A 25,820-nucleotide genomic window follows, 5' to 3' on the forward strand; every position below is an offset into this window, starting at 1 on the left:
GTTAGTTACTCCTTCACTATTTCTTTGATGTTGCCAATTCGATGGATCGTCACTTTGGCTTGAACGTTAATCTCAGCTTGTGTAAACAGGTTGAGTCCATTTTCCCAATTCTTCTCTACTGATTTCCATATTTTATAATGATTTTGATACAAAAAAGCGCCTAGCCCTATAGCATCTTTTTTGTACGTTTGTTGAAGCTTTTGCACGGCCAGGAGGGCGTTGCCCTCAATCACCTGTTTAATGCTGGCTTCCAAACTCTGGATGGTTTTAGCTTCGGACGGATCTTCACCTGCAACCGATTTGTCAAGGGTGCCTTGGGCATCTATTCGGATGAGAAATTTGAAGTGACCGGGGTCTTGGGAAGCTAAGGAAATGGAGCGCTTTGAGCGTTCGATTAGAAAGACTACAACGGAATCGTCAATCTTGGCTTCAATAATGCCGCCATTTATCTGATTGGTCATAAAATTCAACCCTTCCGTCTCCTTTCCGTTCAACAACCCGACGAACTTCTTTGAATTGCCTGCGAATATAGCGCTCCCTGCCAGAGAAACACCATCATCGCCTTTCTCTATATTTACCGTTTGAATCGCAAAGCTTTGGTTCTGGACGAGCTTTTCATGCACATCTCCGATACGCGTTTGCGGCAGCATGAAATTTGTTCTTCTATTATTTTTTGCGATTGAACTCAAATAATCGATCGGCATGGATTCATTATTGCTCTTGATCTCGAAAATTTTGGATGCTTTTTCGCCCGATATTAACACTTGCACCCCTCTGCGCATTTCGTTGTTTCTCAAAAAATAATCTAATAAATCGGCAAAATTTGAATTTTTTTTGGCAAGCTCTTGCGAGATGACGATCATTTTTAAATGCTCAAAATAAGGGGAACGGCTCGTTTTTGATGACATTTTGGCAGAAAGGGCCGGCATTGAATTTTCAGTAGTCGTAATGTTGAAGTAGGCCTTTCCAGAGGAGCCGCCGCTTGCACCGCGGTTACTTTGCTTAATTCCTCCAGGAATTACGATTTGATAGGTGCCTGTATATTTATGGTTCTTATCATTGGGTTCGGCTTGATCAATCGCAACGCCTACCACAAAGCCGCGCTGATCGATTTCCACCCGGTCCCAGCAGCTTGTCAGGAGAGCTCCCATGCCGCCAAGGAATAATAGGAAGGCGATACGTTTAAGAAGCATCGCTTTTTACCCCGCGAAGCTTGGCGATGATATGAACAAGTACGGGAATGACAATGGCGACGACTAAGCCTGTATAGCTGATCACGCTGCTAAATGTAGAGAAGTCTGATGTGTTACGTGGCATCATGCATATGATGTAAATAATGGGACTCAGGATCATCATCGATGTCATATGGCTAATCTTTGGGAACATCGATCTAAGAGCATAGATCGTGCAATCTAAGGCCATGCAGGTTGTCGTAAACACGGCCATGACCCAGATTGTAAAAAATATCGACTCAAAGCGTTCGAAGAATTCCCCGGGTATTTGCATTTCTTTCGCTAATTCAACTGCAGGGTACGTTATTTCTTGCAAGGCAAATTGCGAGAAAACCCCGATGCAAACCAAATAGATAGCTATGTAAAGCAGGAGTGGAATCGCTACGCCAATCGCAACTGCTTTGGGAGCGTCCTTGGGCTTTTTCATGAGTGTGATATAGAAGAGAATCACTTCGAAGCCGAGGAAGGAAAAGGTGCCGTCTTTGATGCTAAGGCTCAGCTTTTTCCAATCGGTTATGAACATCGGCTTCAAATTCTCGTGGTCCAATATCCCTAAACTAAAAACAAGTACGATGATCGTGATGACGAGAATAAAAGGTAAAAATAAAGTATTGAGGCGGATCAGCCCGACACGTCTGCCTGATACTGCGTATACGATGACCATTAAAAACGTCAGAGAGATCGCTTCAACCGGCGTCCGTTCAAATAAGTACTGCTTGGAGATATTCGCGATGGATCCAATTTCGTAACCGCAAAATGAAAAAAAATAGAGAGCAAGCCCTGCCGTAATGACATAAGCAACAGGCTTAGTAACGGCATTTGCTACATAATTAAAAAAGCCTTGACGGCTAAAGTGATGTGAAATTTTGGCTAATAGCCATGCAATGGCGATTGCAAGAAGGCCAGCAGCTGTCAAGGAAATCCACCCGTCTGAGGATAGCGTCGACTTGGCTAAATCGCGAGGTAAAACTAACACGCCAACACCTAAAATCATGGACGAAATCGTAATTGCCATATCTAGGGAACTTATTTTGCCATCCCCGTATTCAAAATACTTCATGGTTTCACCGGTTTCCTTTTTTTAGTCTGTCTGGATCTTGGGTTTGCATCAACTTAGGTCGGTTTTTCATAAACATGATCGGGGAACGCAATACCAAATCTTTCCAATCTCCAAAAAAGAGAGGCGCGAACGGCGTTGAATAGGGTATGCCGAAGCTCATCAGGTTAACAAGATGAATGTTAATCATAATATAGGCCAAAATGATCCCGTACAGGCCGAAGAAGGCCGCGGCAATCATAATGCCGAACCGGAGCATGCGCAGGGTAATGGCAAACGAATAGGAAGGCAGGGCAAAGGAAGATATCGCTGTAACAGCGACCACGATGACCATGACTGGACTGACGATCCCGGCCGCGACTGCAGCTTCGCCAATAACCAAGCCGCCTACGATTCCGATGGTTTGGCCTATCGGTTTAGGTAAGCGAAGCCCGGCTTCCCGTAATAATTCAAGCGTAAATTCCATGGCGAAAGCTTCAATAACAGCCGGGAACGGGACCCCTTCCCGCGCTCCGGCAATGGAAAATGCAAGCTTGGAAGGGATCATCCCATGATGGAATTCCAGCAAGGCAATATAAAGTGCAGGCAAAAAGGTTGCAACGAACGCAGCGATTAAGCGCAGAATCCGTGTGAGTGTGGAGACCATCCAATGCTGATTGTAATCTTCAGGCGACTGCAGACTGGAAGAGAAAGTAATTGGCAGTATTAGCGCAAAGGGATCTCCGTCGACTAAAACAGCTATGCGCCCTTGGAGAAGTGCGCCGGATACCTTATCAGGACGTTCCGTATTTAAAATAAGCGGAAAAGGACTCAAGAAACTGTCCGAAATCCACTGTTCCAAAAACCCGGAGCCTTCAATGTCGTCAATATCGACAGATTGGATTCGCGTGGTAACTTCGCTGACAAGGTCGGGATGTACAATGCCGGCGATATAAGCAACGATGACTTCGCTTTTGCTCCGTTTTCCGAGTTTGTATGAATCGAAGACAAGGTTCGGCTCTTTCATTCTTTTCCTCAGCATCGCTGTATTGGTGCGCAGATCCTCGGTAAATCCCACCCTTGGCCCGCGTATGATGGATTCGGTTTGCGGTTCCTCAATGGATCGCGAGCTCCAGCCGTTGCTGCTGACGACTAACGCTTGCGCGCTCCCATCCACCATAAGCAGGGTGTCCCCAGATAAAATGGCATGCAGAGCCTCATCCAATAGTTGTGCATGCTCCAGTTTATATGTCGTAAGCACATGCTGTTCCAACGTGACGAGCAGGTCTGCTGGAGAATTGACCGGATAATGAAAAGATTGGAGCATGGGTTTAAGCAACTGCTCATTAATAAGTGCCGTATCTACAAGCCCATCTATACTTACAAGTGCGCATGGGTAGTTGGCTTCCCCGATGGCGAATTGTCTAATCATCAAATCGCTGGGCGTATGCAAAAGAACTTTAATTGTATTCAGGTTTTCATTCAGTTGCAGATGTAAGATTTGATTCTGATTGGCAGTGGATGAAGGGGCTTGCGCCGATGCCACAGTTCTTCGTGCCAACGACTTTCTGCCGAATAATTGTTTAAACATGGTGTAGGTTTTCCTCACTTTCGACAATGCCTCTTATCAATATTCTCTTCTTCAATTGGAATTAAACGGATATGACAATTGTCATGCGAAAGAGATGATATGCGTGAATTAGAATGAGGTGCGATTCACGATAGGACTAGAAGAAGAGAAAAGCAAACCGGCCGCTGTTTTGTATATGCTTAAGGGACAGCGTCTGCCGAAAACTTAATAGATGAGAGACTGCTCTTGTGGGTACTACCTAAACATAGTACTATGTCTTTTGCTCAAATGGCTTAGAATAAAGCATATATTGAAGAGTTGTTTGACTGCTGCCCAGAAAGGGGCTGTATGGTTTTGTCGCACAGTCAGTAAACCAAAAGCGTCACTCTGCGTCTAATTTACATACTAGCGCAACGTAAAGTCCGAATGAACGTATTAGTTATGGACTCATTCATATTGCAGGAATCGTATATATGGACAGTTGGTAATTTTTGTTGTTGCCAAACAACCAATGTTTTTTTATTCTAAATATTGCAACCTTATGAGAGGCAACTGCGTCTGTAAGATTGCAAGGGGGAGGGATCCCAGTGGTAGCACCCGAACTGGTAAGAGCCGCTCAAGCCGGTGACCGTGATGCTCTCATTACCCTATTGCGAGAAATTGAAGCTCACGTCTATCGAACCGCTTATTATATTTTGAGCAATGAACAAGATGCCCTCGACGCTTCACAGGAGGCGCTACTTCGGATTTATAGCAAAATTAATTCTTACGAGGAAAAAGCGTTGTTCAAGACGTGGGTGCAGCGGATTGTAACCAACATCTGCATCGATAAATTTCGCAAGGCGAAACCAACGGTTTCTATTGATGAGCATGAAATGACATTTACGGCAGAACACAATGTAGAAAATGAAATTATGACCGGATATCTTGCAAAAGATATTCGTGAAGCGATCGATAAGCTTCCCGACCACCACCGATCTGTTGTTGTTCTTCGCTATTTGCAGGACTTTTCGTATCATGAAATTGCCGAATCTTTGAACTTACCGCTGAATACGGTGAAGTCTTACTTATTTCGAGCTAGACAGCAATTACAGTCGCTGCTCCAAGAATATCAGAAAGGAGGTGTTCGGGGATGAATTGTCAAGAGGTGATGGAGCTTATGCAGAGACAACTGGATGGAGATTTGCATGCAGAGGAAGAAGATGAGCTTCAGGCTCACTTGCTGCATTGTTTAGACTGCGCGTTGATGTTTGAACGGTTGCAGCGGTTGTCTGATGAGCTGACCCAGTTGCCGAAGGTCGTTCCTCCATACAGCTTGGTTGACGCTATTTTGCCGCAGTTGGGAGAGATCGATCGGCTTGCTGAGGCATCCATTACCGAACCGACGGCTGTTTTTGGCGCGCAATCGCAGTCAACGCCAGCAGGACAACCTCCTCGACTGCCTTGGACCCGACGTATCGGATCTCAGTTTTCTTGGAAGTTCGCTGGCGGCGTCGTAGCCGCGGGTCTTATTATTGGATTTTTCGCATTCAACATGAAGCATCCGCTGCTGGACCAGGCCGATGGTTTGCTTCCGCTGAAAGCTAAAACAGACTCTTCAAATATGGCCCAAAGTGCCCCGGCAGCCGGCACAAGCGCCGGAGCAGCCGATAAGAAATCGGCGATGAACGATACGATAGTCACTGCAACGCCAGCGACGCCAGAGGAAAAACAGGATAAGGCTAAAGCATCGGATGCATTGCCTGTCAGCCCTGCTCAGGCTACGACGGATGCGAAGCTGGAGAAGCCGCAAGCTATGGAAAGATCTGCGACTTCCAAGGGGCTGGCGCAAGATTCCGCGGCATTAGGCAAGATGGTGCCGGCAACCTCGGAGCCTGCGCGGATGAATGAGACCGCCGCAACCGGATCTTACGAGAAAGAGCCTGAACCCAATCCAGCGAAGACGTCGACACCGGAGTCGAATTTGTCCGATAAACCTCAGGAAGAGCCTAAGGGTGCAGCAGCATTGAAATCCGCTGATCCCGCATCGTCTGCGTTAAGGAAAGCCGATCCAAATGTGGGTGTGGAGCCCAAGGCGGGCCTGTTTTCGCTCGTTGTTCCGTCCGTGAATCCTCCTGTGAAATCGGTGACAGGCACCTATGAGGCCGTTATAGAAGATAAGCATATCGTTATTCGTGATAGTTCTACGCAAGAAATCGTTTTTGAATCCAAGCATGTAGGGCAGCAATCAGATGAGATGACGATACTCGAATGGTCCAAAGATGATAAATTGTCTTATGAGGTTCAAAATGGAGGAATATCGAAGACCTTTGTGATTGATATGAATACAAAAAAAGAAATTTCCCCATGATTATTTGCAAAACGGATGCACCAATCAGTCGGTTGTGCGTATGATGTCTTATGAGCACTGCGATTGTTCGGCGGTTCGTCACTCGGCCAAAGGTTTCTAGAGCCTTTGTGCCGGTGTTTAAATAGATGCTGTTTCCGTAGGGGCTAATCTTACGGGACAAATTCTTCCTGTTGCTCGGCAAAGGGATTGTGTCAACGTCTTCGGACTTTGACGCAATCCCTTTGTTGTTGGTAAGATGGGGGTGAGGATTATGCTTACGATGCAAGTTTCCCTATGGAAAACTTTTGGGAGTGTGCGAGAGACATGGATGTTAAGAAAGCTTTGAAAGATATACAAGCAGGTCGGCCGGCGCCGGTTTACTTATGCTACGGACCTGAGAAATATAAAATGAGAGAGTTTATCCAAATTTTATCGGACTCCCTGATTGAACCCGAACATAGAGAGTTTGCGGTAAGCCGTTTTGATCTGGGGGAAATCAGCCTTTCCGCTGTGCTTGAAGACGCGGAGACGCTGCCTTTTATGGTGCCGAAGAAGCTGGTCATTGCCACGAACGCTTTATTTTTCACAGGTGCGAAGGAAAGCTCGAAGGTAGAGCATCATCTGGACCGCCTGATTGACTATTTAAAGTCTCCGGCAGATCATGCTGTTATCATCTTCACGGTTGACGCGGATAAGCTGGATGAGCGCAAGAAAGTCGTCAAAGCGCTCAAAGAGCGTGAGGCGGCTGTCCCGTTTCTGACGTTAACCGGAGAAGAACTGCAACAATGGGTAACCAAACAAGCTGAGAAGTTGAATTTTTCATTTACCGGCGGCGCTTCGGATCAGCTTATTCTGTATACGGGCGGTAATCTGCAATCCTTATCGGCGGAAATCGAGAAAATTTCGTTATATGTGGGAGATGGGGGGACGGCATCGCCGGATACGATTGATCAATTGGTGTCGCGGAGCACGGAGCAGAATGTATTTATTCTGATCGAGGATATCGTGAATCTCCGATTGGAACGGGCCTTTGTTATCTTGGAAGAGCTGCTGAAGCAGCGAGAGGAGCCTATCAAAATTGCGGCGCTGATCGCCAGGCAGTTCCGCATCATGCTGCAGGTGAAGGAGCTCAGCAAGATGGGGTATTCGCAGCAGCAGATGGCTTCGCAAATCGGGCTTCATCCGTTTGCAGTCAAAGTGGCCGAAGGTCAAGCGCGGAAGTATGAGGCTGACAAGCTTGGCACGATTATGGCGCAGCTGGCTGATCTGGATTTCCAGATGAAAAGCGGGAAAATCGATAAAGTGTTAGGGCTCGAAATGTTTCTGCTCAGACTTGCAGTCTGAGCGGGGCTTTCCCAGACAAAACGAAAAAAGTCCATTTCTCTTGGAGGAGAACTGGACTTTTGCTTGTATGTTCTTGGTTTACGCTTGAGCCGTAAGAGCGTTTAGCTTTTTAGCCAGACGGGACTTCTTGCGGTTAGCGGCATTTTTATGGATTAAACCTTTAGAAGCTGCTTTGTCTAATTTCTTAGAAGCGTTAATCAGAGCATCTTTGGCAGATTCTACATTATTGCTAGCAGCTGTTTCGAAAGCTTTCACAGCAGTACGCAGTGCGGACTTTTGGGAAGCGTTGCGAAGACGGCGCTTTTCGCTAACTTTTACTCGTTTAATAGCGGATTTAATGTTTGGCATGAAATTCACCTCCTACTTCATAAAACACGTTCAACGTTACATTTGCATGTTTGCTGACAACTTTATGTATTTTATCATGGGAATATGTAAAATGCAAGACCTCTACGAAGGTTGTTGGGTAGTCGCGATTTTGCATAACGGTTCATCGTTCGTTGCACAATAAGCTATGCATGGCTACCTGAGAAAGGGGAACGACGATGGATTTAAGCTCATATTCCACACATACCGACCTTGCTTTAGATGCTAGAGATATGGCAGAGGCTGCCAGTAAGGGACAAGCGATACCTGGGATTGAAACAGATTCGAAACGAGAAAATGGGATTCGGGTGACGAAGATCAACGTGCTGAATGAAGAAGGCTCCAAAGCGCTTGGCAAGCTTCCCGGTCATTACATAACGATTGAAGTGCCTGCTCTTCGGCAAAAGGACAGCCAATTGCAGGATCGTGTCGCGACAAAGTTCGCCCAAGAGTTCGGGCCGTTTCTACGCGAGATCGGTATTGCTAAAGATGCGAAGGCCTTAATCATCGGTCTTGGCAACTCGAATGTGACACCCGATGCTCTCGGTCCACTTGTAGTCGATAATGTGATGGTGACCCGTCATTACTTTGAGCTGATGCCTGACGATGTGGGACCCGGCTATCGTGCTGTCAGCGCCGTCGCGCCAGGCGTTCTGGGAACTACAGGGATTGAAAGCAGTGAGATTGTACAAGGGATCGTGGAAAAGTCAAAGCCGGACTTTATTATTGCTATCGATGCGCTGGCCTCCAGATCGCTCGAGCGGGTCAACACGACGATTCAAATCGCCGATACAGGCATTCACCCGGGGTCGGGCATCGGGAATAAGCGTAAAGGGCTAACGAAGGAAGAATTGGGTGTTCCCGTAGTTGCAATTGGTGTTCCGACAGTTGTTTATGCCTCCACGATTGTCAACAATGCGTTTGATTTAATGCAGAAACATTTTAGCGAACAGACAAGCCATACAGGTCAAATTCTCGGATTGCTTGATGGCATGCAGGAAGAGGAACGCCTTCTGTTGGTTAAGGAAGTGCTCAACCCGGTCGGGCATGATCTGCTTGTCACCCCGAAGGAAATCGACCAATTTATTGAGGATATTGCCAATATCATTGCCAGCGGCTTAAATGCAGCGCTTCATGACGCTGTCAGCGTCGATAATGTAGCTGCCTATACGCACTGAATGGATAAGGAGCTGTTTCTGCTTGCTGTAGCAGAGTCAGCTCTATTTTACTTAAATTGTTAAATTTTAGTTAGATTTATGAAGGAGAAAGGATGGGGATGTCGAAAGAGTTGACATTGCATATTGTCAGTTAGGAAGTGGTTTTGTGAACCATTCAGAAAAAGCGAGTCTCTTCATCGGGTCTTCAGCAGAAAGCCTGGAAGTCGCAGAAGCGCTGCAGTCTAATCTTCACTTTTCGTTCGATGTGACGGTGTGGAGCCAGCTTTTGTTTCCTCCTTCGCAAACGACATTGGCACCTTTGATTAAACAGGCTACGCGTTCAGATTTTGCTGTTTTTGTTTTTCAGCCCAATGATTTGCTTCTATTCAGAGAGACTGTCGTAAACGCAGTTCGAGATAATGTGATTCTGGAGCTTGGTATATTCATAGGCCTTATTGGACTGGAAAGAACGTACTTTCTAGTTCCCGAAGGCGAGGATTTTCATTTGGCAACGGATTTGCTAGGGTTAACTCCACTTACCTATAATCCGCAGCACAGCGCGGGTCTAATGGCGGGGCTGGGACCGGCTGCATACAGGTTGAAACGAATGCTTGCCGAGCTGGGACTGAGAGCCAAATGAAACCTAAACTATTTATCGGATGCTCGCAAATGAGCGCCATCTGGGCGGAATTCTATCAAACGCAGTTGTCAGCCGCCGCTGAAGTAACGGTTATCCATCAAGGGGTACTGTCAGCCTCCAATCACAAATTGCATATGCTGAAAAAACATATGGAAGATGCGGACTTTGGGCTAATTATTGTGACGAGCACCGATTATATGCAGCCAGCTATCTACCACAACCTTCTCCTACTAATCGGCTTATGTATTGGCGAATTAGGGCATAGCCGAACGTTTATTATGATGTCCAAAGACTGCTCGCTGCCTGACTATCTCGAAGGCTATCACCCTCTGACGATAGATGAGCAAGATGCGAGTAAACCGTTAGAGCAGATGGCGGGTCCTCATCTCTATGCGCTAAAATCGAGTGTCGGACATCAAAAAAAGCGCTATAAAATGTCCGATATTAAAAAGAACGAGGCGCTGCGGGGCTTCTTGTTCGACTCATTGGATTCGCTCAGCGTCTCCAGTGTGGACTATGACCGAGTTTTGGATAAATTTCATAAGACATTTGATTCCAATTGTGGTATATTTGAACTTCAAGAAGTGACTGCAGCAACCTTGTTTGAGCTTTTGGATGACGGCGTCACCTTGAAACAATTCGGCCGAGCCGGTCAAGTGGGCAATCAGCATCAGTTTGATATCAACGACCCCATCAGTTACATGGCAGAGTGTTATCGCAGCCAGGAAACGAACATATATTTAGGCCGTGCGAAAGATAAAGAGGATGGCGAATTTGAGTACATTTACTGTGTCAAACTGCATCCTACGATTATTTCATCGATACATTTCAAAACGAAGACGGACATTCCATCAAGGCATCATTATCAAGTCATGATGGAGCTATCTGAACGAAACGCGAAATTAGTGTCTTCACTCAAATCCATCGTGAAAGGAAGGATTCAATATGTTGAAGCACATGAAGAAAGTTCGTAACAAATATCGCACGCATAAAAGTGAGCAGTCCTCCAATACCGCCGCTCTCGTGAAATTGTTTAACGGGCCGACTGTACTTAACAAGACTAGCGGGGTAATGATCGTAGCAAAGGGTAACTTTGATTTCGAATCGGTCGTGTAGCTCATTCTAATAAACGTATTCAAACGTCGATATCCTCGCGGATATGCGGCGTTTTTTTGTGCTTCCTAATAGAATTAAAGGCAAATGGCGAACCCCTCCAAGGGGTTCTTTGATTTCATCTCTATCAAAAATCTACGATAACCGGTTCTACCGAAGAGTCCCATTTCATAGATTAAAGTAAGCTAGATTCGCCGTCGCTTACGGAGAAAGACAAGCTGTCGCAAAACTCAGCCGATGCTTACGAAGAAAGTTTTGCTGTCGCAAAACTCTTAGGAGGAATCACACTATGAAATGGACTTCAGCCACACTAAATCTAAGCCATGCTCGCAAAGCGTTCCAGAGTGCAGGAGCCGTAGGAAAAACCTTTTTTGTGCTCAGCTCAGCCACGCTTGCTATGTTCGTTCTTCTCGGGGTTGGAGGCTTTCTGCAGGCCCGAGTGATGACAAGCTCTCCCGTTTCTTCGATGAAAGGTCTTGCCGCGTCCGTCACAAATCAATTTTTTATCGATATGTTGGGCATGGAGGTGCCACATCTGCATACAGATCAGAAGAAATTCACCTTCTCACAGCACAATGTTTTTAATTTTGCATTCCGCTTCGTGACCGATATCAATCCGGGCGATCCTAAGAGCCTGCTTGCTAGCGAGGTGCCGGGCATGGATGTCAACAAAACGACAGTTTTAGTGAAGGGTAGCGCTACGAATCCGAGCGAGCCCATCGATTACTATAAGTACACGCCGGATGCCAAAGATTTGGAGGGACAGGCTCAGACGGCGCTCCCTACGCCAATGCCCGAGCAGATCGCTGTAACACCTCCTACGCAGACGACCTCTGCTGTTGCACAACCGCCGAGAACGGCTGGCAGCAATATTGCCTTTGTATATCAAACCCACAGCAATGAATCCTTCTTGCCCGAGCTCAAGGGAACCACAGACCCAGACAGAGCTTATAGTGACAAAGTCAATATCATTTCCGTCGGCAAGCGGTTAGCTCAAAATTTGGAGAAGGACGGCATCGGCGCTGTCCATTCTGAAACGGTATATCCGAGTACAGTCAAAAATTTCGAATATCCGTACTCTTACAAATATTCCTTGAAGACGCTGCAAGAAGCCGCAGCTTCCCATCCAGATCTTCAATACTATTTCGATATTCATCGCGATTCCGCTGCCCGGAGTAAAACGACGACAACGATCGAGGGGAAAGATTATGCCCAGGTGTATTTTATTATCGGTGGCAAGAATCCGAACTGGAAGAAAAATGAAGAGTTCGCGAATAACATTCATCAAGTGCTGGAAGCTAAGCATCCCGGTATATCCAAGGGGATACATGCAAAGGAAGCCAGTGAAGGGAACGGCTTATACAATCAAAACTTTTCGCCGAACAGCATCCTAATTGAGGTCGGCGGTCCTTATAATACGCTTGAAGAATGTTACCGAACGACGGATTGGCTGGCTGAAGCGATTTCCGAAGTGATTCTAAATGCAAAAAAAGTGGACGCGCCGGTGCCGGCGCCGAAGCAATCCTGAAGGGAGGAACGGGCGTGAAACATTTTTATCTCAAAGCCGGACTGTTCGGACTGCTGCTTCTGTTCTGTATTCTCTTCGGCGTCAGCCTCGCGACAAGCGGAGTAGAACGTATTCAAGGACCGCTATCTCCATCCCCCAAGGTGGCGCAAGAGGAGGCGGCAAAGCAGAAAGCGAAAGCAACGGCACTTGCCGCAGAAGGAGCTGCTGCCAAACTAGAAAGCCAAGCGAAAACCGTTAAGATGACGGGGAACACGAAAGACCAAGCGGGAACCAAGATAGACCCGGTTGCTGATCACGATAACTCGCTAAACCATGTCGGCAATAAGTTAGGCAGCCTGCTGCAGATCGTGGCGCACCATGGTATTAAGCTGTTTGTATCCTTATTTGACGCCGTTCTCGGCAAAGGATAAACGAGTGTGCATTGCTGCGACTTCCCACAACTGCTATAATGAAAATTATTTGCATTAGTGGGGGTTAGCCTTAAGCATGACGGACATTCGGGCCAGACAAAAAAGAATTCGCAACTTTTCGATTATCGCACATATCGATCATGGCAAGTCTACGCTTGCCGACCGCATTTTGGAATATACAGGAGCACTGTCTTCCCGTGAAATGCAGGAGCAGGTACTCGATCAGATGGATTTGGAGCGGGAGCGCGGGATTACGATTAAGCTTCAAGCAGTCAGATTAACTTATCGAGCGGATGACGGAGAGCAATATATTCTAAATCTGATTGATACGCCTGGACACGTCGACTTTACATACGAGGTATCCCGAAGCCTGGCGGCTTGTGAGGGGGCACTGCTCGTTGTTGACGCTGCTCAAGGCATTGAAGCGCAAACGCTTGCCAATGTGTACTTGGCACTGGACAACAATTTAGAAATCCTGCCTGTCATTAATAAAATCGATCTGCCGAGCGCAGATCCCGAAAGAGTGAAGCAGGAAGTTGAGGACGTTATCGGACTTGACGCCAGCGAAGCTGTTCTTGCTTCTGCGAAGGCTGGAATCGGCATTAAAGAAATTTTGGAGCAGGTGTGCCAGAAGGTGCCCGCACCGGAAGGCGATCCGGATCAACCACTGAAAGCGTTGATTTTCGATTCCCACTACGATGCCTACAAAGGTGTTATCGTTTATGTGCGGGTCGTGGACGGCTCCATTAAAGCAGGTTCCAAGATCAAGATGATGGCGACGAACAAAACGTTTGAAGTCATTGAAGTTGGCGCGTTTAAGCCAAGGATGTCGATTGTTGACTCACTTGATGTGGGGGATGTAGGTTTTATCGTCGCCGGTATCAAGAACGTTGGAGACACACGCGTCGGGGATACCGTTACCGAAGCAGGCCGTCCGGCTCCTGAGGCGCTGCCAGGTTATCGCCGTATCAATCCGATGGTATTCTGCGGACTGTACCCGATCGAAACATCCGATTACAACGATCTGCGCGAAGCGCTGCAAAAGCTGGAGCTGAATGACGCGTCATTGCGTTTCGAGCCGGAGACATCAACGGCGCTAGGTTTCGGTTTCCGCTGTGGTTTCTTGGGACTGCTGCATATGGAAATTATTCAGGAACGGATTGAGCGGGAATTCAATATCCCGTTGATTACAACAGCTCCTAGCGTTATTTACCGCGTGAAGTTAACGAATGGCGATGTGATGGACATTGATAACCCTTCGAACTACCCGGATCCGCAGCGGATCGAGTATGTTGAAGAGCCGTATGTCAAAGCATCGGTGATCGTGCCAAACGATTACGTAGGAACCATTATGGAGCTGTGCCAAGGCAAACGCGGCGAGTACATTAATATGGAGTATTTGGACTCCAACCGTGTTACCTTGACTTACGATCTTCCATTGTCCGAAATCGTTTATGACTTCTTCGATCAATTGAAATCAAGAACGAAAGGGTACGCATCTTTCGACTATGAAGTAACTGGCTATAAGAAGTCCAACCTCGTGAAGATGGACATCTTGCTAAATAACGAGCAGGTCGATGCGCTTTCCTTCATCGTTCACCGTGATACAGCCTATAACCGTGGCAAAATCATTTGCGATAAATTGAAGGAACTCATCCCGCGGCAAATGTTCGAAGTGCCGATCCAAGCCGCGATCGGACAAAAGATCGTAGCGCGCGAAACGGTAAAAGCGATGCGTAAGAACGTTCTCGCCAAGTGTTACGGCGGTGACATTTCCCGTAAGCGTAAGCTGCTTGATAAGCAAAAAGAAGGTAAGAAACGCATGAAGCAGGTCGGCAGTGTCGAAGTGCCGCAGGAAGCATTCATGGCCGTGCTCAAAATCGACGAGTAGGCAAACACTTAAAAAGCCAGGGTGGCAGAGTACGCTGCCCCTTGGCTTTTTCTTAAGAAGGAAGGAAAGACCTTATGCTGGTAAATTACGCGGCCCCAACAGCCGTTTATATTCATATTCCATTTTGCACAAACAAATGCCACTATTGCGATTTCAACTCCTATGTGCTTAAAGGACAGCCGGTAATGGCCTATCTGGACGCCCTTGAGCGCGAGATGGAGCTCACCGTGAAACAGAACCCGCCGACGCAGGTGGAAACCATTTTTGTGGGAGGCGGGACGCCTACCGTACTGCTGCCGGATCAAATGGAGCGGTTTCTGCGAATGGTTCGAACTTACTTTCCCGCTGATAGCGAGGCTGTTGAGTTTTCGATGGAAGCGAACCCGGGAACGACAGACGAGGACAAGCTGGCTGTTATGAAAGAAGGCGGCGTAAACCGCATTAGCTTCGGCGTACAGTCTTTCAATAACGAGTTGCTCGCGGCTATCGGACGTATACACAACACGGATGACGTGCACAGAAGTATCCAGAATGCGAAAAAACTTGGCTTTCGCAACTTATCGATCGACTTGATGTTCGGATTGCCGAAGCAAACCGTAGAAATTATGCAGGCAACTTTAAATGAAGCTCTTTCGCTCGATCTGCAGCATTACTCTATCTACAGCTTGAAAGTAGAGGAGAATACTTTGTTCCACACATTATTTAATAAAAATCAACTGCCGCTTCCAAGTGAAGATGAGGAAGTTGATATGTATGAACTCATCATGAGCAGGCTGGAAGAGGCCGATTATAAGCAGTATGAAATTAGCAATTTTGCAAAGAATGGCTATGAAAGCAGGCATAATTCCATGTATTGGCGCAATCGCTCGTATTACGGCCTTGGTGCGGGAGCCCATGGGTATATGAACGGTCAGCGCCATGTCAATATCAAAGGGATTCAACCTTATATCGATGCGTCGATGACGGGCCTGCCGATAATGGAACAGTTCGAAGTAACCCGCCAGGAAGCCATGGAGGATTTCATGATGGTTGGCCTGCGCTTGCTTGAAGGCGTAAGGAACACTGATTTTAAGGAACAATTCGGCACGACGATTGAATCACAATTCGGGGATACGCTGGATCGGTGGCTGGGCAAGCAACTGCTTGAGCGGACGGCTGAGGGGTACAGGCTTTCGAAGCAAGGCATTTTGCTGGGAAATGAAGTTTTTGCTTCTTTTCTTTCTTAGAAATAAACCGTCATCCGTCTGAATGCCGATATAAATAACGCTTGTGCAAATATACGTTTTGCTGTATATTTATACATGAATCCACTAGCGATGAAGCGGTAAACCGCAATGGCGCTGTCGTGGGTTTTATGCATTTTTTATCGCGACTGGTGGGATAATGATGAGTTCAACGACAGTAACCGTTAGAAAAGCTTCCGTGAACGATATCGAGAAGCTGTATGATATTATACAAGGCTATGCCAAACAAGGGATTATGCTGCCGCGAACGCGAGAAGTGCTGGAGGAACAAATCGACACATTTGTTGTAGCGGAGCATGACACATTGCTTATCGGCTGCGGCTCCTTAACGCGTTTGGGACCTGATTTGGTTGAGATTCGCTCGCTCGGCATGACGCCTGGCTATAAAGGACAAGGGATCGGGGGCAAACTTGTCGATTTTCTGGTTGAAGAGGCAAGAAGCCAAGGGATCATTAAGGTTATGGCGCTCACCTACGAGGTTGGCTTCTTTCAAAAAAATGGGTTCACGCTAGTGCCGAAAGAGATTTTCCCAGAGAAGGTTTGGAAGGATTGTATGCATTGCAAAAAGCAGTATTGCTGCGATGAAATTGCCGTGCTTAAACGATTGGATTGACTTGACAACAGACCTTAGGGTCTGTTATTTTTGTATTAGGATTTAGCACTCACTAAATAGGAGTGCTAACGACGGTGGTAAATCACAGATAAAGCGATGCCTGCTTCCTTCATAAAAAAGGAATAAAAGTCTAAACTTAGATGCGGGTTTTTATAGAAAACTTTTAGGGGGGATACTTATGTTGTCGGAACGCCAGCGCATGATTCTAAGTGCAATCATTGACGATTATGTTCGCTCAGCAGAGCCGATCGGTTCAAGAAGTATTTCGAAGCGGGGTAACGTTGGGTTCAGTCCGGCTACGATTCGGAATGAAATGTCCGATCTGGAAGAGATGGGCTTTCTCGAACAACCGCATACGTCTGCTGGTCGTATTCCCTCCAATAAAGGTTATCGCTATTATGTCGACCATCTGCTGCAGCACGGCTCCTTGCAAACGCATGAGCTAGATGCGATGAAGGTGGTTTTTGCACAACGAATTCAAGAGATGGAAGATGTGATTCAGCATGTTGCCGGAATGCTCTCTTCTCTAACGAATTATACATCAATCGTTCTAGGGCCTGAGGTGTTCAGCACGACGCTGAAGCATCTCCAGATCGTTCCGTTAACGGAAACGACGGCGGTCGCCATTATCGTGATGAATACAGGGCATGTGGAGAACAAAACAGTTTCCATTCCCGAAGGCGTACCGATGTCCGAAATTGAAAAAGTGGTGAATATCCTGAATACGCGGCTTAAAAATGTGCCGTTGATTCAGTTCAAATCCAAGCTTTATAACGAAATTTCCAGTGAATTGAGCAAATATGTGAACGGGTATCAAGAACTCGTTTCCGTTGTGGAGAGTGTTCTGGAGAATGATGAGAAGGATCGCATATTTCTTAGCGGCATGACGAATATGCTCATTCAACCCGAATTCAAGGATGTTGATAAAGTAAAAAGCATTTTAGATTTATTGGAAGAAGCTCCGACGCTCATTAAATTATTTACACCGTCGTCGAATGAAGGTATCGAGGTCAAAATTGGTACTGAGAATAGCATCGAAGCGATTAATAATTGCAGCCTGATTACTGCCTCTTATTCGATTGGCGATAAGCCTTTGGGTACGATCGGCATTCTGGGACCGACCCGCATGGAATATGGCAGAGTCATAAATTTACTCGATCATTTATCTAGACACATGGAAGTAATTTTAGGCCGGTGGTATGGCAAATGACGGGGATTCATCCTATGCATAACGAAGGCGAGGAACGTTTTTCTACGCTAGTGAACAACGCAGCTGCGGTCAGAGCGATCTGCTCTGCGGTAGAGGGCACGCTTGGCCCGAAGGGGCTGGATACGATGCTCGTCGGCGCGCAGGGTGAAGTCATTATTACGAATGACGGCGTCACCATTTTGGAAAAGATGGACGTCACGCATCCTGCCGCGAGGCTTCTGATTCAAGTAGCGAAAAGCCAGCAAAGGCAAATCGGCGATGGCACGACAACGGCGACGGTGCTTGCTGGAGCTCTTGTTCAGGAAGGCGTCGCTCAAGTGACGCGGGGCGTTCCGGTGGCTAAGGTCGTAAGCGGCATGCAACATGGCATCGCGCAGGCCGTGGCGAATCTGCAGCGCAGAAGCAGGGCAATAAGCGGTTTGGGCGACGCGGCGCTAAAGCGCATTGCCATTACCGCGGGACGCGAGCAATCGGATATTGCGAAGCTGATTGTTGCTGCGGCTGAAGCGGTCGGCGAAGTGAAGCTGCGAGAAGACGGTTACCGCTTCGCGGACAGCGTGATCGCTCATGAAGAGGCGAACAGTGAAGTTTGGCCCGGTATTCTGCTGAACCAGAAGCCGATGAACCTGCATCCGGGGCATGAGCTCCGCGATGCCCGTATTCTCGTGCTGCATGACGCTTTGGAGCCTGAGGCGGTCAGCGAGGAATCGCTGACCACCGAGGCAGGCTTCCAGCGCTATATGCAGCTGCGAGAGCAGTTCCGCAGCAGCCTTGGCTTGCTGCGGGAGCTCGGCGTCGGGCTGATTGCATCAGACCGCGGGGTCGATCCGGAGGCGGAGCAGTTTTGCTCCGACCATGGCATTCTCGTGCTGCAGCGGCTGTCCCTCCGGGACCTGCAGCGGTTAAGCGAGCACACCGGCGCCAGGCCGGTGCGGCGCACGGCGCTGCGCAAGAGCGCGCAAGAGTTCGGCGCCGCGCTTGGACACGCGGGCTACGCCGCCTACGATGAGCGGCTGGAGCGCGTGCGCGTCAGCCGCGGTCGCGGCGACCAGCACGTGACCGTCATCGTAGGCGCGGCGACGCGCGAAGCGGCGCATGAGCGCTCGCGCATCGCGAAGGATGCCGCGTCAGCCGTCCAAGCCGCGGTGCGCGGCGGGTACTTGCCCGGCGGCGGCGCTGTCGAGATGGCGGTCGCGCGCGATCTGGAGCGGCTGCGCGAGACGATGAAGGGCATGGAAGGCTTCGGCGTAGCCGCTGTTGCGGGGGCGCTGCGGAAGCCGTTGTCGCAAATTGTCGTCAACGCAGGTTACAACCCGCTGGAGAAGGTAGAGGAGCTGAAAGCTGCTCAGATTGCCGGAGACAGCGACTGCCTTGGCATCGATTGCGACACGGGCCAAGTGACTGATTTCGTTCATGCAGGCATTGTAGACCCGGCTGATGTGAAAATCCATGCCCTGCAAGCGGCTGGCGAGGTAGCCGCCGCTGTGCTGCGCATTCATACGGTAATCAAAATGAAGCAGCCTTTTGAAGATGCGTAAAGATGGGCACACTGACGGCAAGAGACTTTGCCAGGTAAATTTTTAAAGAATATGTCATGTAGGTAAGTTTTATAAGGAGGTGAAGGACAATTGAGTACTGGGAATCAAAAAACAGATGAGCAAGATTTGAAAGCTACATACGCAGAAGAACAAGATCAATTCGCCCAGAACGAAGGGGAAGCATCCGAGGAAGCTGTAGAACTAAGCGAAGCAGATCAACTGCGTGTGCAGTTAGAGGAAAACAATCAGCGTTTATTACGCGTTCAAGCGGACTTCGACAACTTCCGCCGTCGTGCGAGAGTCGAGAAGGAAGATATCGCGAAATACGCTTCTCTTAAATTGATTGAGCAGCTTTTGCCTGTTGTCGATAACTTCGATCGTGCGCTGTCTTCCAGCAAGGAAACGAAGGATTTCGATTCGCTGGTCAAAGGTTTGGACATGACGTTCCGTCAATTTGACGGCATATTAACGGGTGAAGGTCTTAAGCCCATCGAAGCGGTAGGTCAGCCTTTTAATCCGGAATTCCACCAAGCGGTTATGCAGGTCGAATCCGATGAGCACGAGGAAGGCATTGTCGTGGAAGAGTTGCAAAAGGGCTACACGCTGAAAGATAAAGTCATTCGACCAGCTATGGTTAAAGTAAGTGTGTAATTGATCTTATCATACAAAATTTAAACAAGAATATGTTCCACAGGAGCAAAGGAGGCAGCTTTTCATGAGTAAAGTAATTGGTATTGACTTAGGTACAACAAACTCTTGCGTAGCCGTTATGGAAGGCGGAGAGGCCGTAGTTATCCCTAATCCGGAAGGCAATCGCACAACGCCATCCGTTGTCGGTTTCAAGAAAGACGGCGAGCGCGTTGTCGGCGAAACAGCGAAACGCCAAGCGATCACAAACCCGGATAAAACAATTTCCTCCATCAAACGTTTCATCGGTACGAATCATAAAGAAAACATTGATGGCAAAGAGTACACGCCACAAGAAATTTCTGCGATCATCTTGCAAAAGCTGAAGTCCGATGCAGAAGCTTACCTCGGCCAAACCGTAACGCAAGCAGTTATTACAGTACCTGCTTACTTCAATGACAGCCAGCGTCAAGCAACGAAAGATGCCGGTAAAATCGCTGGTCTGGAAGTTTTGCGTATCGTCAACGAGCCGACTGCGGCAGCACTTGCTTATGGCTTGGAGAAAACAGAAGACCAAACGATTCTCGTATATGACCTTGGCGGCGGTACGTTTGACGTATCGATCCTTGAGCTGGGCGACGGCTTCTTCGAAGTTAAAGCGACTAGCGGGGACAACAAGCTGGGCGGAGACGACTTCGACCAAGTCATCATTGACTATCTTGTAGCTGAATTCAAAAAAGATCAGGGCATTGACCTGAGCAAAGATAAAGCAGCGGTACAACGTCTGAAAGACGCAGCTGAAAAAGCGAAAAAAGAACTTTCCGGCGTTCTGACAACAACGGTATCCTTGCCATTCATCACAGTCGCTGACGGCGTTCCGCAGCATTTGGAGTTAAACCTGACTCGTGCGAAATTCGAAGAGCTTTCCGCTGCGCTTGTAGAAAGAACGCTCGGTCCGACTCGTCAAGCGCTTAGCGATTCCGGTTTGTCCACTAGCCAAATCGATAAAGTTGTTCTTGTCGGCGGTTCCACACGTATTCCGGCTGTTGTTGAAGCTATCAAAAAATTGACCGGAAAAGAGCCTCACAAAGGCGTTAACCCGGATGAAGTTGTTGCGCTTGGCGCGGCTGTTCAAGCTGGCGTATTGACAGGCGAAGTGAAAGACGTCGTTCTTCTTGACGTAACTCCGCTTTCCCTCGGTATCGAAACGGCTGGCGGCGTGTTCACGAAAATGATCGATCGCAATACAACGATTCCTACGACCAAATCGCAAGTGTACTCCACATATGCGGATAACCAAACAAGCGTAGAGATCCACGTTCTTCAAGGTGAGCGTTCCATGGCAAACGGCAACAAAACATTGGGCCGCTTCATGCTTGGCGATATTCCTCCGGCTCCGCGCGGTATTCCGCAAATCGAAGTTAGCTTCGATATCGATGCCAACGGTATCGTTAACGTGTCTGCGCTTGACAAAGGCACAGGCAAAAGCCAAAAAATCACAATCACATCATCCAGCGGCTTGAGCGATGCTGAAGTTGAACAAATGATGAGAGATGCGGAAGCACATGCAGAAGAAGACCGCATTCGCAAAGAGCTTGTTGAAGCTCGCAACGAAGCGGATCAACTGGTGTACTCTGTTGACAAAACGATCAAAGATCTTGGTGACAAAGTCGACCAAGGCGAGATCGATAAAGCGAACGCAGCGAAAGAGAAAGTAACAGCTGCGCTTGAAAGCAACGAACTGGAAGCGATCAAAGCAGCAACAGCTGAGCTGACAGAAATTATTCAACAGCTGTCCGTGAAGCTCTATGAGCAAGCGGCTCAGGCGCAAGGCGCAGGTCCTGAAGGCGGCGCTGGAGCCGGCGAAGGCGCAAAAGGCAGAGAAAATGTTGTTGACGCTGACTACGAAGTAGTTGACGAAGACAAAAAGTAAACATATCCTATTGTAAGGAAGTTTAAAGAGCCCGTCTTTTTAGACGCGAATTTTAAGATATAGTGGGCGGGTGAAGTCAAAGCCGGTTGGAGTTTCTCCATGGCTTTGACTTTCCGTTTGTAGTCTTGAACATGGGAGTGGAACAATGAGCAAACGCGATTATTATGAGGTGCTTGGGGTCGGTAAAGATTCCTCGGCCGAAGATATTAAGAAGGCTTATCGTAAAATGGCTCGCCAGTATCACCCAGACGTCAACAAAGCGGCGGATGCTGAAGATAAGTTCAAAGAAGCGAAGGAAGCATATGACGTTCTGAGCGACGACCAGAAAAAGGCGCAGTATGACCGTTTCGGCCACGTGGATCCTAACCAAGGCATGGGTGGCATGGGCGGTCAAGACTTCGGCGGCTTCGGCGACATCTTTGACATGTTCTTCGGCGGCGGGGGCGGCGGAAATCGACGCAATCCGAATGCGCCGCAGCGTGGCAACGATTTGCAGTACACGATGACAATCGAGTTCAAGGAAGCGGTATTCGGGAAAGAAACCGATATCCATATTCCACGGACCGAAAATTGCGATACGTGTCACGGATCTGGCGCCAAGGCGGGAACGAAGCCGCAAACGTGCGGTACGTGTCACGGCAGTGGACAGCAAGAGGTTGTGCAAAACACGGCTTTCGGCCGTATCGTCAACCGACGCGTATGTTCGGCGTGTAATGGCCAAGGGCAAATTATTAAAGAAAAATGCGGTACCTGCCACGGCGCAGGTAAAGTGAAGAAGCAGCGTACGATTCACATCAAGATTCCTGCGGGCGTGGATGACGGCGCACAGCTTCGTGTATCCGGCGAAGGGGAAGGCGGTACGCGCGGCGGTCCTGCAGGCGATTTGTACGTCGTCATTCGTGTGAAAACGCATGAATTCTTCGAACGCGAAGGCGACGATGTCTACTGCGAAGTGCCACTCACCTTCATGCAGGCAGCGCTCGGCGACGAGATCGAAATTCCAACCTTGACTGAGAAGGTTAAGCTCAAAATTCCAGCCGGTACGCAAACCGATACCTATTTCCGTTTGAAAGGAAAAGGGGTTCCGCGTCTGCGCGGCTATGGACAGGGCGACCAGCACGTGAAAGTGATTGTCGTGACGCCGACGAACCTGACCGACGATCAGAAGGAATTGCTTCGTCAGTTCGGCAAAGAGAACGGCGAACATACGCATGAACAAAATCAATCGATTTTTGAGCGTATGAAAAGAGCGTTTTTAGGCGATTAATAAGGGGGAAATGGATGAAAAGCTCCGTTAGAGGAGTTCGCAGACTTTAAGATCTGCCGAACTCTTCCAGCGGAGTTTTTTTGCTAGAATAGATCCTTTACAGAACTAAAGCGCTAGGGATACCCTTTCTAACAGAGAAAGCATATGTCGTCAGGTATGTGTGTGACGAGCCCACAGAGCGGAGAAATTCCGCACGCATCGTGCGGTACGAGCAATTGGCATGATGGGCGGCGTAGAAGATCCGGAAGTGCCCACAGCGGTTTGGATCCCCCCATACTGCGCGCGGATTCTGTGCGCGCGTTGCGTCGCCGCCGCATGGCGGCTGTCACAGCTTCGATCTGCGAGAGCTTTTTTTGCACGGGTGAGCGGAACGTAGATGCGTTAGGAGGCGGTATTTTCGGTTGTAGGGAAATTTCGCGGAACTACCGTGCGTTATGAGCAGGAAATGCTGAGGTGTAGGCACATTTTCGCTCATTTAACGCACCTTAGTTCCGCTTCAGGGGGAGAAAAGGGGCGTTACCGTGGAATAAGGCATCGTAGTTCCGTCGATATCGCTGAGCATCGGGAATTGGCGGTCCGTCAGTACCTCCTCGGGCGCGCGTTGTACGCCGCCGCATGGCGGCTGTTTCAAGTTTTCTTGCGAAGGCGAAATGTCCTCGGAATCTTACAGGGGTGTTGATGGATAGGAATACCGAAGACAGGTTAGTTAAGAGAGAAGTAGAAGGCAGCACAAAATCGAACAGAAAAGGCCAACCAGATATTTCTGGCTAACCTGATAAAACGAAGAGGGAATGGATAGGGGGTGGAAAGCGATAACGGTTGGAAGCCCAGGCCCAATTCCCTCCCCATGCCCCAACGTATGGGTTTAGGCAAGGATCTGAGCACAGCCTCAGGTTTTCTTTACAATCCAAAAACATAATTCCAAACATTTTACATTGCACAAATACTATAGTAATACTCTCTGAATCTATGAACTCTATGATAATGATGTTGTCATATTATTGTTGGAGGGTATACATATGAAAAAAGGGTTGAAACAAATCGTTGGATCCGGTTTAACGGTTTCCTTGCTTTCTTTAAGTGTTTGCGGAGCGGCTTTTGCAGCTGATACGACAACGAAAGCAACTGAAACGGCAGCAGCTCCATCCAAGAACTTGATTGTATTAATCGGCGACGGCATGGGCCCGGCTGAAGTAACGGCAGCTCGTTATTATTCTAAAAAGTTTTTAAATAAAGAACATCTGGAACTGGATGGCGGTTTCTACGTCGGTAAAGCGACTACATTCTCCCAACCGGGCCCTTATTCAACTGAATCCGGCGCGGTAACAGATTCTGCGGCAGCCGGTACAGCTTTCTCTACAGGAAATAAAACGTACAACAATGCAATCTCCGTGTCTAATGGCGACGTTGCAAAACCGTACGCTTCCGTAATCGAAGCTGCGATCAAGCAAGGCAAAGCGACAGGCCTTGTAACGACTGACAACATTACAGGCGCTACGCCAGCTGTATGGGCTTCCCACGTGCGTCAACGCAGCAATCAAAATGCGATCGCTTCGCAATACTTGAACAGCGGCGTTAATGTGTTCTTCGGCGGCGGTAAAATCAACTTTACGACCAAAGAGGAAAAAGGCAAGCGTACAGATAAGAACATCATTCCTGATTTCGAAGCAAAAGGCTATAAAACGGTTTACGACAAAAACGGCTTGGACGCCATTCCTGCAACAACGGACAAAGTCCTTGGTCTTTTTGCTGGACCTGAGATTCCTTACGTGCTTGACCGTGACGACAAAACGCCTAGCTTACCTCAAATGACGCAGAAAGCGATTGATATTTTATCCAAAAATAAAAGCGGCTTCGTGTTGATGGTGGAGGCAGGCCGTATCGACCACGCTGGCCATGCGAACGACCTCCCGGCAAACATTCAAGAAATGCTGGAACTTGACGCAACGTTCAAGACAATGGTCGATTTCGCGAAAAAAGACGGCAACACATCCGTTGTTGTAACGGCTGACCACGAAACAGGCGGATTGTCGCTTGCTAGAGACAACGTATATGAACTGAATGTGGACCTTTTCAACAAAGAGAAGCATTCCTATGAAGTGTTAGACGGTATTTTGAAAAAAGCGGAAACAGCTGATGATATTCGTAAAATCGTAGCTGATAACATCGGATTCACGGATTTAACGGATGATGAAGTTGCATTGATTTTGAAAGGCGACGGTTCCTCTTATGGCCGTGCAGGCGGTTACAATGCCGTGGTTTCCAAGCGTCTGGCTGTTGGTTGGACGGGTCACGGTCACACTGGAGTTGACGTAGGCGTATGGGCATACGGCCCGATTGCTTCTCTGGTCAAAGGTGATGTCGATAATACGGATATCGCAAAAAGCGGCGCTAAAGTCATCGGCGCAGACCTGACAGCAGCAACGAAAGAGCTGCAAGACAAGTATTTGTACCCGCTGTTCAAAGTAACACGCGACAACAAAACATTGTTTACAGCGAAGTCCCTTGCTGAAGCGCTGGATATTAAAGTCACTTGGGATGAATCAACGAAGACGGTTACCCTTGCTAAAGACAGCCATAAATTAGCTGTTTCCGTTGAAACAGGGGCGATTACGGAAGATGGCGCAGCAAGCGCGCTGGTTGGTAATGTAGACAATGGCAAGTTGTACCTGCCTTTGGAAGCTTTCAACAAATTGACAGGTAAAAACTTTACATGGGATTCCTTCAACGAGCGTCTTTTGAAAAACTAATTGTATAGGTGAAAAGCGTGGA

General features: G+C 48.1%; 22 protein-coding genes. 18 read left to right on the forward strand and 4 right to left on the reverse strand.

The window, feature by feature from the left end:
- Positions 1-5: 5 nt before the first annotated feature.
- From ABRS97_RS20530 to ABRS97_RS20540, 3 genes are read right to left on the reverse strand one after another with little or no spacing between them, the layout of a single operon-like run.
- Complete coding sequence (locus ABRS97_RS20530; protein ID WP_367817062.1) at positions 6-1,193, reverse strand: Ger(x)C family spore germination protein; 1,188 nt, start codon at positions 1,191-1,193, stop codon at positions 6-8.
- Positions 1,183-2,292 (reverse strand): GerAB/ArcD/ProY family transporter, encoded by a 1,110-nt coding sequence (locus ABRS97_RS20535; RefSeq protein WP_367817064.1) that lies wholly within the window; start codon positions 2,290-2,292, stop codon positions 1,183-1,185. Before ABRS97_RS20535 ends, ABRS97_RS20530 begins: the two co-directional genes overlap by 11 nt.
- A gap of 4 nt (positions 2,293-2,296) precedes the next feature.
- Entirely contained in the window at positions 2,297-3,859 is a 1,563-nt protein-coding gene (locus ABRS97_RS20540) for a spore germination protein (protein WP_367817066.1), read from the reverse strand.
- A 566-nt stretch (positions 3,860-4,425) separates the two neighbouring features.
- Here ABRS97_RS20540 and ABRS97_RS20545 point away from each other — a divergent pair.
- The 3 genes from ABRS97_RS20545 to holA all read left to right on the forward strand — a co-directional run bounded on the left by ABRS97_RS20545 (position 4,426) and on the right by holA (position 7,511).
- Positions 4,426-4,974 (forward strand): RNA polymerase sigma factor, encoded by a 549-nt coding sequence (locus ABRS97_RS20545; RefSeq protein ID WP_367817068.1) that lies wholly within the window; start codon positions 4,426-4,428, stop codon positions 4,972-4,974.
- The gene (locus ABRS97_RS20550; RefSeq protein WP_367817070.1) at positions 4,971-6,188 is read left to right on the forward strand and encodes a zf-HC2 domain-containing protein; all 1,218 of its coding nucleotides are present in this window, start codon (positions 4,971-4,973) and stop codon (positions 6,186-6,188) included. Before ABRS97_RS20545 ends, ABRS97_RS20550 begins: the two co-directional genes overlap by 4 nt.
- A 303-nt stretch (positions 6,189-6,491) precedes the next feature.
- A complete protein-coding gene (holA, locus tag ABRS97_RS20555; protein ID WP_367817072.1) occupies positions 6,492-7,511 on the forward strand; it encodes a DNA polymerase III subunit delta in 1,020 nt (339 codons plus the stop codon).
- A gap of 78 nt (positions 7,512-7,589) precedes the next feature.
- Here the strand turns inward: holA and rpsT are convergent, their stop codons facing one another.
- Complete coding sequence (gene rpsT / locus ABRS97_RS20560; RefSeq protein WP_079411747.1) at positions 7,590-7,859, reverse strand: 30S ribosomal protein S20; 270 nt, start codon at positions 7,857-7,859, stop codon at positions 7,590-7,592.
- Between the two features lie 197 nt (positions 7,860-8,056).
- Between rpsT and gpr the strand changes: the two genes are divergently transcribed.
- The 15 genes from gpr to ABRS97_RS20635 all read left to right on the forward strand — a co-directional run bounded on the left by gpr (position 8,057) and on the right by ABRS97_RS20635 (position 25,798).
- Entirely contained in the window at positions 8,057-9,055 is a 999-nt protein-coding gene (gene gpr / locus ABRS97_RS20565; protein WP_367817074.1) for a GPR endopeptidase, read from the forward strand.
- A 145-nt stretch (positions 9,056-9,200) separates the two neighbouring features.
- Positions 9,201-9,674 (forward strand): TIR domain-containing protein, encoded by a 474-nt coding sequence (locus tag ABRS97_RS20570; protein WP_367817076.1) that lies wholly within the window; start codon positions 9,201-9,203, stop codon positions 9,672-9,674.
- A complete protein-coding gene (locus tag ABRS97_RS20575; RefSeq protein WP_367817078.1) occupies positions 9,671-10,648 on the forward strand; it encodes a TIR domain-containing protein in 978 nt (325 codons plus the stop codon). The genes ABRS97_RS20570 and ABRS97_RS20575 overlap by 4 nt, the downstream gene beginning before the upstream one ends.
- Positions 10,620-10,790, forward strand: coding sequence for a hypothetical protein (locus ABRS97_RS20580; protein ID WP_367859131.1), 171 nt, complete (start codon positions 10,620-10,622; stop codon positions 10,788-10,790). The genes ABRS97_RS20575 and ABRS97_RS20580 overlap by 29 nt, the downstream gene beginning before the upstream one ends.
- 286 nt (positions 10,791-11,076) lie before the next feature.
- A complete protein-coding gene (spoIIP, locus tag ABRS97_RS20585; RefSeq protein WP_367817079.1) occupies positions 11,077-12,315 on the forward strand; it encodes a stage II sporulation protein P in 1,239 nt (412 codons plus the stop codon).
- A gap of 14 nt (positions 12,316-12,329) precedes the next feature.
- A complete protein-coding gene (locus ABRS97_RS20590; RefSeq protein WP_367817081.1) occupies positions 12,330-12,725 on the forward strand; it encodes a DUF3679 domain-containing protein in 396 nt (131 codons plus the stop codon).
- Positions 12,726-12,801: 76 nt separating this feature from the next.
- A complete protein-coding gene (gene lepA, locus ABRS97_RS20595) occupies positions 12,802-14,616 on the forward strand; it encodes a translation elongation factor 4 (protein ID WP_367817083.1) in 1,815 nt (604 codons plus the stop codon).
- Positions 14,617-14,690: 74 nt separating this feature from the next.
- A complete protein-coding gene (gene hemW / locus ABRS97_RS20600; RefSeq protein ID WP_367817085.1) occupies positions 14,691-15,842 on the forward strand; it encodes a radical SAM family heme chaperone HemW in 1,152 nt (383 codons plus the stop codon).
- Between the two features lie 160 nt (positions 15,843-16,002).
- Positions 16,003-16,473 carry an N-acetyltransferase gene (locus tag ABRS97_RS20605; protein ID WP_367817223.1) on the forward strand — a complete coding sequence of 157 codons (471 nt, stop codon included), beginning with the start codon at positions 16,003-16,005 and terminating at the stop codon, positions 16,471-16,473.
- A 178-nt stretch (positions 16,474-16,651) separates the two neighbouring features.
- Complete coding sequence (hrcA, locus tag ABRS97_RS20610; RefSeq protein WP_367817087.1) at positions 16,652-17,683, forward strand: heat-inducible transcriptional repressor HrcA; 1,032 nt, start codon at positions 16,652-16,654, stop codon at positions 17,681-17,683.
- Positions 17,680-19,221: a TCP-1/cpn60 chaperonin family protein gene (locus tag ABRS97_RS20615; protein WP_483312484.1), complete on the forward strand. Its 1,542-nt coding sequence runs from the start codon at positions 17,680-17,682 to the stop codon at positions 19,219-19,221. The genes hrcA and ABRS97_RS20615 overlap by 4 nt, the downstream gene beginning before the upstream one ends.
- A 90-nt stretch (positions 19,222-19,311) precedes the next feature.
- Positions 19,312-19,872, forward strand: coding sequence for a nucleotide exchange factor GrpE (gene grpE / locus ABRS97_RS20620; RefSeq protein ID WP_367817091.1), 561 nt, complete (start codon positions 19,312-19,314; stop codon positions 19,870-19,872).
- A gap of 64 nt (positions 19,873-19,936) precedes the next feature.
- Complete coding sequence (gene dnaK, locus ABRS97_RS20625) at positions 19,937-21,781, forward strand: molecular chaperone DnaK (protein ID WP_367817093.1); 1,845 nt, start codon at positions 19,937-19,939, stop codon at positions 21,779-21,781.
- Positions 21,782-21,926: 145 nt separating this feature from the next.
- Complete coding sequence (dnaJ, locus tag ABRS97_RS20630) at positions 21,927-23,048, forward strand: molecular chaperone DnaJ (RefSeq protein WP_367817094.1); 1,122 nt, start codon at positions 21,927-21,929, stop codon at positions 23,046-23,048.
- A gap of 1,019 nt (positions 23,049-24,067) precedes the next feature.
- Entirely contained in the window at positions 24,068-25,798 is a 1,731-nt protein-coding gene (locus tag ABRS97_RS20635; protein ID WP_367817096.1) for an alkaline phosphatase, read from the forward strand.
- Positions 25,799-25,820 lie beyond the last annotated feature (22 nt).

Origin of the sequence: Paenibacillus tabacirhizosphaerae (genome assembly GCF_040812395.1) — a bacterium.
GTDB lineage: Bacteria > Bacillota > Bacilli > Paenibacillales > NBRC-103111 > Paenibacillus_E.

Bases quoted from the DNA above. Each gene is read 5' to 3' on its own strand.
- rpsT (WP_079411747.1), bottom strand. From the start codon at position 7,859: ATGCCAAACATTAAATCCGCTATTAAACGAGTAAAAGTTAGCGAAAAG.
- ABRS97_RS20615 (WP_483312484.1), top strand. From the start codon at position 17,680: ATGACGGGGATTCATCCTATGCATAACGAAGGCGAGGAACGTTTTTCT.
- ABRS97_RS20580 (WP_367859131.1), top strand. From the start codon at position 10,620: ATGTTGAAGCACATGAAGAAAGTTCGTAACAAATATCGCACGCATAAA.
- gpr (WP_367817074.1), top strand. From the start codon at position 8,057: ATGGATTTAAGCTCATATTCCACACATACCGACCTTGCTTTAGATGCT.
- hrcA (WP_367817087.1), top strand. From the start codon at position 16,652: ATGTTGTCGGAACGCCAGCGCATGATTCTAAGTGCAATCATTGACGAT.
- spoIIP (WP_367817079.1), top strand. From the start codon at position 11,077: ATGAAATGGACTTCAGCCACACTAAATCTAAGCCATGCTCGCAAAGCG.
- lepA (WP_367817083.1), top strand. From the start codon at position 12,802: ATGACGGACATTCGGGCCAGACAAAAAAGAATTCGCAACTTTTCGATT.
- ABRS97_RS20535 (WP_367817064.1), bottom strand. From the start codon at position 2,292: ATGAAGTATTTTGAATACGGGGATGGCAAAATAAGTTCCCTAGATATG.
- ABRS97_RS20540 (WP_367817066.1), bottom strand. From the start codon at position 3,859: ATGTTTAAACAATTATTCGGCAGAAAGTCGTTGGCACGAAGAACTGTG.
- dnaJ (WP_367817094.1), top strand. From the start codon at position 21,927: ATGAGCAAACGCGATTATTATGAGGTGCTTGGGGTCGGTAAAGATTCC.
- hemW (WP_367817085.1), top strand. From the start codon at position 14,691: ATGCTGGTAAATTACGCGGCCCCAACAGCCGTTTATATTCATATTCCA.
- ABRS97_RS20550 (WP_367817070.1), top strand. From the start codon at position 4,971: ATGAATTGTCAAGAGGTGATGGAGCTTATGCAGAGACAACTGGATGGA.
- holA (WP_367817072.1), top strand. From the start codon at position 6,492: ATGGATGTTAAGAAAGCTTTGAAAGATATACAAGCAGGTCGGCCGGCG.
- ABRS97_RS20635 (WP_367817096.1), top strand. From the start codon at position 24,068: ATGAAAAAAGGGTTGAAACAAATCGTTGGATCCGGTTTAACGGTTTCC.
- ABRS97_RS20605 (WP_367817223.1), top strand. From the start codon at position 16,003: ATGAGTTCAACGACAGTAACCGTTAGAAAAGCTTCCGTGAACGATATC.
- ABRS97_RS20530 (WP_367817062.1), bottom strand. From the start codon at position 1,193: ATGCTTCTTAAACGTATCGCCTTCCTATTATTCCTTGGCGGCATGGGA.
- dnaK (WP_367817093.1), top strand. From the start codon at position 19,937: ATGAGTAAAGTAATTGGTATTGACTTAGGTACAACAAACTCTTGCGTA.
- ABRS97_RS20575 (WP_367817078.1), top strand. From the start codon at position 9,671: ATGAAACCTAAACTATTTATCGGATGCTCGCAAATGAGCGCCATCTGG.